Here is a 13,738-nt window from a genome sequence, read left to right on the forward strand (position 1 = left end):
CAAAAACCCGCTCCAGCAAAAAGTCAATTCCTCCGACGTGGCTATTTGGAGGCCCATTCTCGGAACTGACTTTTACTTCCGCTGGATTTCCGCTGGATGCAGTGGTAAAATTGGAACCAAAAACTATGACACAAAATATTGAACATACCCTCCAAATTTGATTTAACAATACTTTTTTAATTTTAAGTTTATGTGATGATCGTTTTACAGCGAACGTTTGAAGTCAGTGGTAGCCGGTCTTCCACAAACTTTATTAGAATTATAAAAGTTCAATTCACCAACAATCTTTCAAAGCGGCTCAGCCCCCGGCTATCCACTGAACTGATGGGTTGCAGGATTAATAGTGGTATCTGAGTTGAGCAATTAGAATAGAATCATTTTCAATTTTGTAAACTATTCGATGCTCATTGGTTATTCTTCTGGACCAATATCCAGAAAGATTGTGTTTAAGGGCTTCTGGTTTGCCAAGCCCTTCATATTTATTGCGTTGAATATCTTTAATAAGCTTGTTGATTCGTTTTAGTATTTTTTTATCTGTTTTTTGCCAAAATAAGTAATCGCTCCAGGCATTTTCTGAAAACAAAAGTTTCATTCAAGGATCTCTCTTTTTTGGCCTTTCCCAGCATTTAATTCTTTAATAGAATCAATAAGTCTTTTTGCATTTTTAGGGCTTTGTAAAAGATAGGCCGTCTCATTAAGAGCTTCATAATCCTCAAGAGACATAAGTATTACAGCCTCATTATTTTTACGAGTAACGATAATTGGGTCATGATCGTCACAGACTTTTTTCATGGTGCTTGCAAGATTATTCCTGGCACTTGTATATGTTATTGCTCTCATTAAATTTCTCCTATTTTTTATTGTACATGTACAATATATAGTACAATATCAAATATGTCAATCGAATTCTTCACTGAGGCATAACCCCCAAACCCCGCGGTTAGCAAAAAATTAGGATTTGTAAGGTGTTAAAATTGTAGTAGAAGCATAGAGAACCTCCCAAACAGAAATTTTTAACTTTTCTCCCAAAAAGAAAGGAGATCCTCTATGCTGGAATTCAAGATAGAACTTTTTCTCGATTATTGTAAAGTATCAAATTTTGCAACCAGATCCATTCAATCCTTAAGAGTAAGGCTCTATGAATTTAACAGGTTCATTAACGAAGGGTCTGTTGAGTCGATTCAGGCCATCTCCTACAGGGATTTAAAAGAATTCATTACCCGGTATAATGGTCCTTCCATCCATATCAAAAAAGCCCGTATCTGGAGCTTGAGACAATTCTTTCATTTTTTAAAACTGAACGGTTGGATAAAAATAAATATCGCCTCGGACTTTCCCTATCCCAAGATTGAAAAGACAATCCCCCATTTTTTGACCATTGAAGAGTATAACCGTCTTTTAAACTTTTTTTATCGCAGGGCATCCGATGCTTCCGGATTTAGAAATCTTGTCATGGTTATGATGCTGGGGCTCCTTGGCCTGCGGTTATCTTCTGTGATTTCCCTGAACATTGAAGATGTGGACATTGAAACCGGCCTTTTGCAGATCACTGAGAAAGGAGGCAAGCAAAGACCTTTGATCATGCCCCAAATTTTGTGTGTTCTTCTGGACAAGTATTTTGGCTTTCTCAACAAAAGACAAGGGCCCTTATTTTTATCCAAAAGAAACAAACGACTTTCTCCACGAACGTTACAGGATGTCTTCCAAAAGGCGGCAGGCTACCTTGATATTGATAAACATCTTCATGCCCATCTATTCCGGCATACGGCTGGGACCCATTTGAACAAGGTGTCTGATCCTGAAATAACCAGACATGTCCTGGGGCATGTAAGAAGCAGCAGCACCCGAAAATATACCCACCTGAATCCGGATCAATATGCGGCTTACATGCAGGTCCATCCCTATATGGAGGTGACCCCATGATTGCTCTGTTGGATGAATATAAAACACAGTTGTCTGATGTCTGTGGATACACAGATCAAACGGTTGAAAATTATGCTTCCTGCATGGGTATGTTTGCCCGGTATTTAAAGGAACAGGGCATCTCTATTGTTCAGGCCCAGGGACCACACATTTGTTTATGGATAGCTCAATTGAGGCAAAAAGGGTTTAGTTACAGTCGTCTGGAACATCATCGCTCTGCTTTAAAAATCTTTTATGCCATGCTGGTTAAATTGGATATCGTGACAAAAAGCCCGGCAGCAGCATTGCCCATGTTAAAGAAAAACGGACCCAGCACAGTGATGCCGGTGTCAAAAGCCATTGTTTTTAAATTGTTAAACAGTGTAGACCGGGCCACCTGGATGGAAAATAGAAACTACCTTATCCTGTCTCTTTTGTGGGCGCTTGGCTTAAGGGTCAGTGAACTTACCCGCCTTGTCATTGGATCTTTTGAACCCGGGCATGGTCCAAAAATCGGGCTTTTACGGGTGAAAGGGAAAAACAAGAAGCAACGGGCCTTATTTGTGGTGAATAAATTGTACGATAATCTCATGGCCTATTTGGCCCATCCCAAGACGCTGAAATTTAAAAAAGATCCCATGTTCCCGGTTAAAAGCGGCAAGGCCATCTCAACCGACCGGGTTCAAAGAAAACTGCGACAGTATTGCAGAAAAGCCGGTATCACCGAAAGGCTCACGCCTCATGTGCTCAGGCACTCCTTTGCTACTGAAATGTATCACGCCAGGGTACCGCTTTATGCCATCCAGGCGATGATGGGACATTCCAATACGGCTGAAACCGCAATTTACATCAAGGTGGATAACAGTTTTAAACAGGAAGCATTAAACCAACTGGTCATTAATGGGAGGCCGTCATGGGGGTGAATATTACAGACTTTTTTAACCATGTTGAACCCTTTATGGATTATCGATCCACCGTGTATGAAATCAGTGACCAGACTATTAAAAGTAATCGCTGCGATCTTAAGCTGTTTGAAAATTTCATGGATGAAAACCAGCATGAAAAAATTACCGGCCCAGCGGTGATGGACTTTCAGTATTATTTAAAAACCCAGCGTAAAAACTGCGGAGGGTCACTCAATCGAAAGCTGTTTACCCTGCGAAGCTATTCTAATTATCTGAGATTACAGGAGGTTGATGATGCTGAAAAACTGCCCTTTCATAATATTTTAAAAGTCCGGCAGGGATACCGGAACCGGCCGGATGCTTTGACCGCCAAAAAGATCAAGCACCTTTTAGATACCATTGACCGGAGCACATGCCTTGGAGTTCGGGATTATGCCATATATACCCTGATGTATTTATGCGGCCTCAGGATCGGAGAAGTCTTCGGCCTGGACCTCACCGGTATCGATTTAAAGACCAAAGAAATCACTGTGACTGGAAAAGGCAAAAGAATCCGTACGCTTCACTTGAGCGATGAATTGTTCCAGATACTGTCTGAGTATCTTGCCGTGCGAACATTCTTCTATAAAAATGAGCATCGAAATGCCTTGTTTATCTCAAAAAAAGGAAACCGCCTGGCCATTCGAACCATGGAGGACAACTTCAAAAAAATCGTATTGAAATCCGGCCTGCAAAACCGGTTCAATGTATCCTGCCACACCTTGCGACATTCGTTTGCTTCCCACCTCAATGATAAAGAAGTGGATATGCTTGTCATTAAAAGTTTGATGGGGCATTCAACAACAAGGAGTACAGAAATCTACATTCATCCTTCCATGCAAAAAGTAAGGCAGGCAATGGAGAAATTACCCGGTGTCATTTTTATGAATGAGCTTATAAAAAAAGGAGGTGTCATTTTTAGCTTTCAAGAGCTACGCACATAGCCAGAATACGAGCCTGATATTACTTATTTTTTTATAAATATCTGTTTTTATGGATTGGTGCGCTTAAAAGCCTTTTTTTTAAGATTTTAGGGGTTGCCATAGAAATAAATTTATGCCACTGTTCGTTACTGAACGGAGTTTTTCTTGTCTTTTTACTTCAGACACCTTCCAATTGCACATAACTTTTGTTCTGACCGCGGGGTTCGGTTGAGCTCAGGGGCTGCCGACCGCAGGGAGGGGGATGGGAAAGGCTGAAAGCCGCTCACAGCAGTCCGTTTCAGCGATTTATTATAATTTTTTTTTAGCATATTACGCATCTTCTAAAACACAAGTCTCTGAAAATTCTTCCAGGAATTCTGGTTTTATATAGCGGATAATGGATGCAACTTTTTCTATATTCTCTCTCAATTCTGAAAAGGAAATATAGCTACAAACCTCAGCCAAAGGTGGTGAAAGCCTTGAAAAAGTTGGACGATTCACCTCTGTCATTACTTTTTCTCTCCTTGCATCAGGAGCCACTAAATATAGTGGTATATTTAAATTCGGTTGCATTGCAATAAGATCCCCCATACGTAGAAGGCCTGAGTATATAGAAGTGGTACTCTCTATTTCAAAAGCTGAAACAATTGCATTTCCTTGGAGCCATAACACATCAATTAGCTCAATAGTTTTATTTGTTGCATCATCAAATTGAAGTGGCAACTCTTGCTTCAATCGTTTTAGCTCCGAGAACTTTTTCCCGTTATATTTTTTTCCCTTATCGTTTCTTGCAACCCAAACATCAAAACCCATATCACTACCAAGTTTCAGCAAAAGATATTGAATTTCGACATGATCTGTTGGTTCTTTGATAACAGATTTTGATATCATTTCAGTATCAGTTTGGGTATCTGGGATGGTGACGGAACCGATTTTTGCTTTGATTGGTTTGGGTCTATATTTCAATTTCCTTTTGTCGACAGGACGAACAGTGGGGTTTGCTTTTGCTTCATGGAGCGCTTCTGTTACAGCCTCACCATCAGATTTCTTCCATTTTGTTGGGGAGCCTCTAAATTGTCCAGTCCATGCATGTGGACTTGTGAGGTTTTCAAAAAAGCTTAAACGGTCTTTTAATTCTAAAACAGGTGTTGCAGTTTCTGGTGTCAATTCGATGATGGGTTTAACTTTGAGTCTTGAGGGGAAGTCTTCATCTTTCCAAATGGGAGAATTATCTTGAAAAGGTTTTCCAACAACTTCAAGAATACCAATAAAACGCGACACACCTGTTAAGTAGCATAGCAAATAGTCAATTCAGGAAGGATTTAAAGGAAATCCGGTCATTGATCTGGCTTTCAAGTTCAGGATCGGATTTGATTTGAAACCATTTTTGCAAAAGCATGCATTTGAACAAAAGCAAAGGAGAATAGGCTCTTTCTCCCTTATTGGCCTTACCGGGTTGATAATATTGGGTAAGAAGGGTCTCAACCGGTTTCCAGTCAATGGTTTGATCCACCTTGTTCAGGAAAATTAAGGAGCGATTTTTATCCGCATTATTTTGAATAGCAATGTCAGCAAAGGAAAAATACCGGTCAATTTTTTTGTAAGCCATGATGCCTCCCAAAGGTTTGAATTTATAGAGATATAATAGCATAATCTGAAGGTCACACGTAAATAGTAAATTATTTCAATAAGATATGAACAAAAATATCATAAAAAAAACATCGGATATTTGGACCCTGCGGATCAAATTACCCCAGACGATCTCAGAGTGTATTCGTGTGATCGAAATCGAATCAAGCGCATCTTTTTTACAACTGCACGAAGCCATACAGGATGCTGTGGATTTTGATAATGATCACTTGTTTCAATTTTATTTGGGTCGGCACCCGGACCAACATGCCCACACCATTGGTGGAGAACCCAGCTGGAATGGTTATAATCCAGTTACCAGATACCGTAAAATCAGCATATCAGGTACCTGGCCGCTTCCAACTGGATACACCCTATATTATTTGTTTGATTTTGGTGATCAATGGATATTTCAGATAAATAAAACCCGGCATAAAGATAAAGTTGCTAAACCTGGTATTGTTTATCCCCGTGTTATTGAGGCAAAAGGTAAGAATCCAGAACAATACCCGGATTGGGAATATGAGGAAGAATAGATGATTCGTGCAAAGGTTTCGAACTGATGCGGGTATAGTGGGAAAAAACCATTATGTTCTATCTATCATTTTCAGTAAAATTCTATTTTTTCAATTATTTTCTTGACAGGAACTTTCAGGTAATTATATTTTGAACTATAAAACGATTTTAGTTCAAAAATTTAATTGGAGGTAGGATTATGAAACCAGAAAAAGTCATATCTATTCTGGATACAGCAAAAAAAATGTTTGGGCGTTATGGTCTCAGAAAGACAAGTATCGATGAAATTGCTCGGATGGCGCGTGTAGCCAAGGGTACCATATATAACTACTTTGGCAGCAAAGACCAGGTTTATCTTGAAGTCCTCCGCCGGGAAACCAATGAGATTATGGATAAGGTTGCATCGTCGGTGGCCCAAGAAGTTTCACCAACAGATAAGCTTTCCACATTTGCACGTGCAAAATTTAAATATATGCGACAGGCAATAAATATTCTTAATCTTGACCGGGAAGGGATAGAGAAGCTCTTACCCAGTGCTGAAAGCATCCGTAGTGATTTTATTGAGCGTGAAGTAAATTTAATCCATTCTATTTTAAAGGAAGGTGTAGAAAAGGGCATATTTCGTATTAATGATACCTTCTTAGCAGCAAGGGGTATTGCTTATTCCTTGAGGGGATTCGAGCTTAACTGGCTGGTTCAGGAAAGCCAGGAACAGATCGAGCATTATCTGGATGAATTAATGAATATTATTTTTTTCGGCATGGTTTGCAAAGAAGAGTATTAAAACAGCAACAAGCGGGTTTGTTTTTGTGAATTTTTTAACTATCAATACAGGTTTGTAAAATGGAAATAAGTATTTTGTATATATTCTTTTCTTTTTGTCTCTTTTCAATTATGGGGTGGATTCTGGAGGTTTCTTATAGGTCTTTGTGTGCAAGACGGTTTGTCAATCCCGGTTTTTTGAAGGGGCCGTACCTTATTTTGTATGGAACGGGTTCACTGATGCTGATGGGTTGCATCCTTCTTTTTAATTTTTACGATGTCAATTTTGTTGTTAAAATTTTCACCTATTTTATTGCTATAACAGGTCTGGAGCTGATTTCCGGATTAATAGGCACTGGTTTGTTTAACATCCGACTGTGGGACTATTCGGATCAATTTCTCCACTACAAAGGGCATGTCTGCCTGAAATTTTCCGTTTACTGGGTTTTACTGGCATTCGGCTTTGAATATTTCATGTTATTACCCTATCAAAACTTTTTCACTTCTATTCCAGATGGGTTCAAAATATTGTCTACTGCGATGTTAAGTTCAATCATCGCCATTGATTTTATCGGAGCAGTTCTTAAAAATATTGTATCCCCCAAATCATTGGAAGAAAAAGAAATAATTGAATTTGAATTTATTAATATGGCAGGATCGTTGCTTGAAAATTCGGCATTAAGAGCCCTTTCTCAATTTGACCATCATCGTGGCAAGACAAGGTTGGAACATGTAAGGGAAGTGGCATATCTAAGTTTTCAGTGGGGCAGACGATTGTCTCTGGACGGCAATGCAATTGTACGAGGGGCTTTGCTTCACGATCTTTTTTATTATGACTGGCTGCATGAAGGACCAAGGTTTCATGGTTTCAGGCACCATAACATTGCTTTAAAAAATGCACATAAAGTGACATGCCTTTCTAAAAAAGAAGAGGATATTATAAAAAAGCACATGTGGCCTCTTACGGTTGTTCCTCCGTTTTACATGGAATCTCTTATTGTTTCAGTAATAGATACGTTTTGTTCTGCAAGAGATTATATCGATTTTAAAGGGCACAAAGGAACAAGAAAGCCAATTGCAGTTGTGGACAACTCTGGATTGAGAGAAGAACGGGTATGAGAAAAAATATGGAAAATTCCTGTTTAACCGGAATTGATATAGGCTCTACAACAGCAAAGGTTGTTATATACGATGGGGACGGCAGCATGATTTTTTCCTATTACCGCCGCCATAATGCCAGGGCAGTAGAAACAGTGCGTCAGATATTTAAAGAAGCTTATCAAACATTAGGTGATATCAAGCTTGACCTGGCAGTCACCGGATCAGCAGGGATGGGTGCTGCTGAGACTTTTGGACTGCCCTTTGTTCAGGAGGTAGTGGCTTCTGCCTGCTTTATAAAAAAAAATTATCCAAAAATCAGGACATTTGCTGAGATAGGCGGCGAGGATTCCAAGATAATATTCTTTGATACTCAATTTCGGCCGGATATCAGAATGAATGGGAGTTGTGCCGGAGGTACAGGGGCATTTATTGACCAGATGGCAGTCCTTTTGAATGTAAATGTCCTGGATCTGAATGCCCTGGCGGAAAAAGCTGTAAATATTTATCCCATTGCATCACGGTGCGGGGTTTTTGCCAAGACCGATATCCAGGCTTTACTCAGCCGCCATGTCTCTAAAGAAGATATTGCCGCTTCCGTATTTCATTCAGTTGCCTTGCAGGTGATTACTGCTTTGTCCCATGGCCGTGACATAGAGTCGAAAATACTTATTGGTGGGGGGCCGCTTACTTTTTATCCTGAATTGCGTAAGGCTTTTAAAAACGTTCTTAAAATAGATAATCCGGATGATTTGATTATTCCTGACCGTCCGGAACTTATTCCTGCCATGGGAGCCGCCATAAATAGGGATAACACTCCTTACCAGGTCAGAATCAGTGAATTTTTGTTGGTCCCTGAAAATGGACAAAACCGGGAGATGAACAGTTCTGTTAGTTGTATTCAAAAGCCGAGTTCAGATGTAAAAAGGCTTCCTCCCTTGTTTAAAAATAGAGTGGAGGTTGAGTTATGGCAAAAAAGACACAACAAAACCCGAATTTCCCGGATAAATGTAAAAGAGGTAAAGGACAGGGAACTTTTTTTAGGCATTGACTCTGGTTCTACAACCACCAAGCTCGTTCTGGTTGATGAACAGGGACAATTTGTGCTTGGCCATTACGGGGCCAACAATGGCAATCCCATACAGGCCGTCAAAGAAGGGCTGTCTTATCTTAAAGAAAAATTTTTAAAGGCTGGATTTTTACCTCATATCGTTCGAACTGCAGCGACAGGATATGGAGAAAGTCTTATCAAGTCAGCTTTTGGACTGAATGATGGTATCGTTGAAACGATGGCACATTACAAGGCAGCCAGGCGTTTTGACAGTGATGTGTCATTTATCCTGGATATCGGCGGGCAGGATATGAAAGCGATCTTTATCAATGACCATGTAATTTCCGATATTCAGGTGAATGAAGCGTGCTCATCAGGATGTGGTTCTTTTATAGAAACCTTCGCTCATTCACTTGGATATGAGATCTCTGATTTTGCCGCAATCGCATGCGAAAAAAATGCACCATTTGATCTTGGAACCCGTTGCACTGTTTTTATGAATTCCAGGGTCAAGCAGGCTTTTCGAGAAAATGCAAGTGTTTCGGATATTTCAGCAGGTCTTGCTTATTCGGTAATCAAAAATACGCTTTATAAAGTTCTCAAATTGAAAGATACTGCTGAATTGGGGGATAAGATCGTTGTTCAGGGTGGAACATTTCGCAATCAGGCTGTACTGCGGGCATTAGAGCTCCTGCTTGACAAGGAAGTTGTTCGGTCTGATATCCCTGAATTGATGGGAGCATATGGTGCGGCATTGACTGCCATTAATAATCATCGCCTCGAACCGGATGAATTAATAGTGTTTAATGGTTTTGAGAATCCAGATACCGGAACCCAATTTTCAAAAAAAGAAATTCTCTGTAAAGGATGTGAGAATCAGTGTGCAATATCAAAGCTCACCTTTGCCAATGGAAAATATTTTTTTACCGGGAATCGATGTGAAAAATATTTTAGTAATAACCCCGAAATAAAACACAAGAGTAAAAATCTGATAGCAGATCAGATAGAACTTATTTTTAATCACGATATAAAACCTGAAGGTGATCCAATCCTTACATATGGCATCCCCCGCTGTCTGAATATGTATGAGAACTTTCCATTCTGGAATACATTTCTAACAACCTGTGGATTCAAAGTTGTTCTTTCTTCACCTTCTAATTTTAAATTATATGAAAAAGGGGCATCAAGCGTTATGTCGGAAAATATCTGCTTTCCGGCAAAACTTGCCCACGGACATATTGTTGATCTCATAGAGAAAAAAGTGGACCGGATCTTTTATCCCACAGTTGTATATGAGCAGCAAGAATTCTCTGACGCTTTAAACAGCTTTAATTGTCCAGTTGTTACCGGGTATCCGGATCTTTTAAAGAGTGCGGTTAATCCGGCCAAAAAACATCATATCCCCCTTGATAATCCGCCCATCAGCTTTAAAGATACCCCGCTCCTTAAAAAACAGCTTCATCTTTTTTTTAAACAATTTGGCGTAGATTTTAAGACCGTGTCAAAAGGAGTGGAACAAGGACTTACAAAACAAAAAGGAGTGAAAAAAGAACTTAAATCCAGGGCAAACGTCTTGATAAACAAGGCAAAAAGTGAAGGGCGGATGGTGATTGTCCTGGCCGGTCGACCTTATCATATAGATCCCTTGATCAACCACGGCATTGGAGACTTTCTCACAGAACTTGGCGTTGATGTTATCAGCGAGAACGCAATTCCTTCTTCTACAGATCAGACACTTAGTGGTGTCAACGTACTGACTCAATGGAGCTATGTTAATAGACTGTATGGAGCGGCTAAGTGGGTTGCTAGTACACAGAATATCCAGCTTGTTCAATTGACTTCTTTTGGTTGTGGGCCGGATGCTGTATCAGCAGATGAAATCAAGGAAATTATTCATAACAGCGGAAAAATTTACACTTTAATAAAAATGGATGAAATTGCTAATCTGAGTGCGGTTAAGATAAGGCTGCGTTCGATGCTGGAAGCGGTTAAAGAGAATACAGCCAAGCCACACAAGGATCAAGGAAATGGTAAAAAAGCAAACAGGATTTTTATGCAAAAAGACAGGGAAAGAACCCTTATTGCGCCATATTTTTCTCCTTTTTATTCTTCACTGATCCCGGCTGCGTTCAGGTCTTTGGGCTACCGGGTCGATGTGCTCCCACCCCAGGACAGAGCTTCTGTGGAATTAGGTCTTAAGGCTGTAAACAACGATATGTGCTATCCGACCATACTTGTTGCAGGCGACATCATTAAAGCCTTTAAATCCAAAAGATATGATCCTGACAAAACAGCGGTAATCCTGACCCAGACAGGCGGCCAGTGCCGGGCATCCTCTTATGTTTCCCTGATCAAAAAGGGGCTGGCCGATGCAGACCTGGCTGATGTTCCGGTGATCAGCATATCTGCCGAAGAGATAAATCACCAGCCCGGATTTGCCATCAATGGAAAAGAGCTTGTAAAAAGACTGGGGCTTGGCGTTATTTTTGCCGATCCCCTGGCCCGGATGTATCTTTCCACTATTGTCCGGGAAGAGATCCCGGGGACATCAGCCGCATTGCATGCCAAATATTTATTAAAGATGGAAACAGGTATTGAAAAAGCCGATTATCATTATCTATTGAATCTTCTTAAAGAGGCCGTGAACGATTTCAACAGAGTCAGGATTAAAGACAAACCTGTTCCCAGAATTGGAATCGTAGGAGAAATATTTGTTAAATATAATTTTTTTTCAAATGGAAATATCGCCGAGTGGCTTTCAAATCAGGGAATAGAAGTGGTTCTCCCGTCTTTGCAAAGTTTTTTTGCCCAGAGGTTTATTAATGAATCATTCAACCAGAAAGCATTTTTTAAATTTTCTCCTGTAGACAATATCAAAACCAGGCTGCTGGAAATTTATGCAAACTATCATTTGTTTCGTATTGACCGGGTCATGCAGGAATTTCGGTTTTACCGAAAGCATAATAGTTTAAAAGATCTGGCTGAAAATACAAGTAAAGTGGTCAGTCTGGCTAACCAGTTTGGTGAAGGATGGCTGTTAACAGCCGAAATGATAGCCATGCTGAATGAAGGGATCGGCAACATCGTCTGTCTTCAACCCTTTGGCTGTATTGCCAACCATATCACAGGCAGAGGGATTGAAAAAAAATTAAAGGAGATATTTCCTTATTTACATTTACTGTCCCTTGATATGGATGCCGGGGTCAGTGAAGTTAATATCTTAAACAGATTATATTTCATGATTGATGGTGCCAGAGAAGAGATAGCTCATGGAACAGGGATGATACCTCAGTCGGAACCGATTAAACAGTTCGCAGTTCCGCATGTTCGGCCTCATGATTTTAATATTCTGGGAAATTATATGCCGCTGGAAGTTGAAAAATGGAAATCCTGGGTATCTGGATTGGACCTGCGAAAAAAAGCAGGCAGTTTTATTCGCAGGTAATAACAATATTAATTTTTAGTTGTAGGAGAGACAAACCATGTCAGAAAATCAAATGAAAGATCGTATTGTAGAGGAATTAAGGAAGGCTAAGGAAGCAGGTCAAATTACCACCAAAAGGGTGCGTGAAATTATAGAGGAGGCAGTGTCCGATGTTGTGAGTGAAAGCAAAGAAGGTGTTGTGCAGCTTCGCTCTGCCGTTAAAGATGCTGTGGGTGCTGCCCTGATAGGCCTAAAAAAAATTGGAGAAAATACAAAAGAGACTGTGGAAGCGGCGGTAGAAGGAGCGATTGCCGGCGCACGAAGTCATGGAGATCAGACAGTTGAGGCCACTTGGAAGGAAGTCTGGCAGCTGGAAACACGACTTACAGAAGAGAGGGCTCGGCTGGCTAAAGATCTATCAGAAAGCCTGGGAGGCGCCAAAGATGCCGGTGAGATCTTATCTGGAGATGTTAAAAAATGGGTAGAGTCTGCTGTAGTCGATGTAAAACTAAAAAGCACTCAGCTTTTGGGATTAACAAGGCAGACGGTTAAAGAAGCGGTTAAAGAGACAATTGAATCTGGACAGGATGTGAAAGAAACCGTGAGCCGGATTGCCAGTGATGCCACCAAAAAAGCCTTGGAGGAAGGCCGGTTCACAGCAGACAGGGTGAAGATAATTGTCGAGAAAGTATTGTCCGGGGCTGTGGAGGCTGCCGAGGAGGTTGGTAAAGAGACTAAAAAAGTTGCTCATGGCGCTTTTGAGGGAACTCAAAAGGGAATTATTTCTGCAATGGAATCTGTTGAAGACAAGACAAAGGAATTTAACCGTAAGGATCTTGCCCGGACAAGGGAAGACCTTGAAGTGATTGAAGAGCTTTTTCTGGAAACAACCCGAAAAATTGCAATACGTTCCGGAGAGGTGACAAAGGATATATTAACCGATCTTACCGGTCAGGCCCGGAAAACAACTTCTGCCCTAAAACAAAAAGCTCACAATGATGCTGAAAAAACCGCCGGCAAAATGAAAGAGGCTGGTAAAGATGCGGCTAGAGCAACCGCAAAAGCGGCACATGCCGTGGCTGATGAAGCCAGAGAACTTGGAAAAAGATCTGTGGATATCGCAAAGGGGGCGGTTTCCGGAATGTGGAAAGGAGCAAAAGATGCTTTAAAGAAAGAAAAAAAGGATCGGTAAATGCTCGAAATCAGGAAGATAGGAATGGGGGCGAATCTCAAATCTGTCCCTGTATATCGTATATTGAAAATAATAGCTATCAATGACATGTGGATGAAACAAACTGTATTTAAGTATTCGGTATTACTGCTGTTGTTAATTAGTATTGCATTTGTCTTAAGGCCTGATTCATGTGAAGCAGCAGAAAATTTCCGGACATTCAGCTTTTATTTTGAAAACGATCTTGTTGCTGATACTGATCAGCATTATACCAATGGTATAAAGCTGTCCTGGATTTCACATGATTTGACAGGTTAT

The 13,738-nt window shown here is 40.5% G+C and carries 13 protein-coding genes; 9 read left to right on the top strand and 4 right to left on the bottom strand.

Going from position 1 to position 13,738, the window contains the following annotated elements; all coding sequences use genetic code 11:
- Nucleotides 1-337 precede the first annotated feature (337 nt).
- Together HGJ91_RS03615 and yefM are read right to left on the bottom strand one after the other, a co-directional pair.
- Nucleotides 338-592, bottom strand: a complete 255-nt coding sequence (locus HGJ91_RS03615) for a Txe/YoeB family addiction module toxin (RefSeq protein WP_291346333.1) — start codon at nucleotides 590-592, stop codon at nucleotides 338-340.
- The gene (gene yefM, locus HGJ91_RS03620) at nucleotides 589-840 is read right to left on the bottom strand and encodes a YoeB-YefM toxin-antitoxin system antitoxin YefM (RefSeq protein ID WP_291346334.1); all 252 of its coding nucleotides are present in this window, start codon (nucleotides 838-840) and stop codon (nucleotides 589-591) included. Before yefM ends, HGJ91_RS03615 begins: the two co-directional genes overlap by 4 nt.
- A 207-nt stretch (nucleotides 841-1,047) precedes the next feature.
- Here yefM and HGJ91_RS03625 point away from each other — a divergent pair, with 207 nt between their 5' ends.
- Genes HGJ91_RS03625 through HGJ91_RS03635 form a run of 3 tightly spaced genes read left to right on the top strand, consistent with a single transcriptional unit; the run spans nucleotide 1,048 to nucleotide 3,790 of the window.
- Complete coding sequence (locus HGJ91_RS03625; RefSeq protein WP_291346335.1) at nucleotides 1,048-1,923, top strand: tyrosine-type recombinase/integrase; 876 nt, start codon at nucleotides 1,048-1,050, stop codon at nucleotides 1,921-1,923.
- On the top strand, nucleotides 1,920-2,825 hold the full coding sequence (locus HGJ91_RS03630) for a tyrosine-type recombinase/integrase (RefSeq protein WP_291346336.1): 906 nt from the start codon (nucleotides 1,920-1,922) through the stop codon (nucleotides 2,823-2,825). Before HGJ91_RS03625 ends, HGJ91_RS03630 begins: the two co-directional genes overlap by 4 nt.
- Complete coding sequence (locus HGJ91_RS03635) at nucleotides 2,816-3,790, top strand: tyrosine-type recombinase/integrase (RefSeq protein ID WP_291346337.1); 975 nt, start codon at nucleotides 2,816-2,818, stop codon at nucleotides 3,788-3,790. The genes HGJ91_RS03630 and HGJ91_RS03635 overlap by 10 nt, the downstream gene beginning before the upstream one ends.
- A 309-nt stretch (nucleotides 3,791-4,099) precedes the next feature.
- On the opposite strand, the gene HGJ91_RS03640 is transcribed toward HGJ91_RS03635, so the two are convergent.
- The gene (locus HGJ91_RS03640; protein ID WP_291346338.1) at nucleotides 4,100-5,050 is read right to left on the bottom strand and encodes a hypothetical protein; all 951 of its coding nucleotides are present in this window, start codon (nucleotides 5,048-5,050) and stop codon (nucleotides 4,100-4,102) included.
- 25 nt (nucleotides 5,051-5,075) lie between these two features.
- Entirely contained in the window at nucleotides 5,076-5,378 is a 303-nt protein-coding gene (locus tag HGJ91_RS03645) for a transposase (protein WP_291346339.1), read from the bottom strand.
- 85 nt (nucleotides 5,379-5,463) lie between these two features.
- Here HGJ91_RS03645 and HGJ91_RS03650 point away from each other — a divergent pair, with 85 nt between their 5' ends.
- The 6 genes from HGJ91_RS03650 to HGJ91_RS03675 form a co-directional block, all read left to right on the top strand.
- Nucleotides 5,464-5,934: a hypothetical protein gene (locus HGJ91_RS03650; protein ID WP_291346340.1), complete on the top strand. Its 471-nt coding sequence runs from the start codon at nucleotides 5,464-5,466 to the stop codon at nucleotides 5,932-5,934.
- A 179-nt stretch (nucleotides 5,935-6,113) separates the two neighbouring features.
- A complete protein-coding gene (locus HGJ91_RS03655) occupies nucleotides 6,114-6,698 on the top strand; it encodes a TetR/AcrR family transcriptional regulator (RefSeq protein WP_291346341.1) in 585 nt (194 codons plus the stop codon).
- Nucleotides 6,699-6,757: 59 nt separating this feature from the next.
- Nucleotides 6,758-7,795, top strand: a complete 1,038-nt coding sequence (locus HGJ91_RS03660; protein ID WP_291346342.1) for an HD domain-containing protein — start codon at nucleotides 6,758-6,760, stop codon at nucleotides 7,793-7,795.
- An 8-nt stretch (nucleotides 7,796-7,803) separates the two neighbouring features.
- Complete coding sequence (locus HGJ91_RS03665) at nucleotides 7,804-12,270, top strand: acyl-CoA dehydratase activase-related protein (protein WP_291346343.1); 4,467 nt, start codon at nucleotides 7,804-7,806, stop codon at nucleotides 12,268-12,270.
- A gap of 37 nt (nucleotides 12,271-12,307) precedes the next feature.
- Nucleotides 12,308-13,441, top strand: coding sequence for a DUF6781 family protein (locus tag HGJ91_RS03670; protein WP_291346344.1), 1,134 nt, complete (start codon nucleotides 12,308-12,310; stop codon nucleotides 13,439-13,441).
- Nucleotides 13,442-13,738, top strand: a 297-nt coding sequence (locus HGJ91_RS03675) for a lipid A-modifier LpxR family protein (RefSeq protein WP_291346345.1), incomplete at its 3' end; no start/stop codon positions are given. It lies immediately after the preceding gene.

The organism is Desulfobacula sp. (assembly GCF_014237455.1).
In the GTDB taxonomy this organism is placed as follows: Bacteria; Desulfobacterota; Desulfobacteria; order Desulfobacterales; family Desulfobacteraceae; genus Desulfobacula.

Coding starts and splice junctions, on each gene's coding strand:
- HGJ91_RS03615 (WP_291346333.1), bottom strand. CDS start 592: ATGAAACTTTTGTTTTCAGAAAATGCCTGGAGCGATTACTTATTTTGG.
- yefM (WP_291346334.1), bottom strand. CDS start 840: ATGAGAGCAATAACATATACAAGTGCCAGGAATAATCTTGCAAGCACC.
- HGJ91_RS03625 (WP_291346335.1), top strand. CDS start 1,048: ATGCTGGAATTCAAGATAGAACTTTTTCTCGATTATTGTAAAGTATCA.
- HGJ91_RS03630 (WP_291346336.1), top strand. CDS start 1,920: ATGATTGCTCTGTTGGATGAATATAAAACACAGTTGTCTGATGTCTGT.
- HGJ91_RS03635 (WP_291346337.1), top strand. CDS start 2,816: ATGGGGGTGAATATTACAGACTTTTTTAACCATGTTGAACCCTTTATG.
- HGJ91_RS03645 (WP_291346339.1), bottom strand. CDS start 5,378: ATGGCTTACAAAAAAATTGACCGGTATTTTTCCTTTGCTGACATTGCT.
- HGJ91_RS03650 (WP_291346340.1), top strand. CDS start 5,464: ATGAACAAAAATATCATAAAAAAAACATCGGATATTTGGACCCTGCGG.
- HGJ91_RS03655 (WP_291346341.1), top strand. CDS start 6,114: ATGAAACCAGAAAAAGTCATATCTATTCTGGATACAGCAAAAAAAATG.
- HGJ91_RS03660 (WP_291346342.1), top strand. CDS start 6,758: ATGGAAATAAGTATTTTGTATATATTCTTTTCTTTTTGTCTCTTTTCA.
- HGJ91_RS03665 (WP_291346343.1), top strand. CDS start 7,804: ATGGAAAATTCCTGTTTAACCGGAATTGATATAGGCTCTACAACAGCA.
- HGJ91_RS03670 (WP_291346344.1), top strand. CDS start 12,308: ATGTCAGAAAATCAAATGAAAGATCGTATTGTAGAGGAATTAAGGAAG.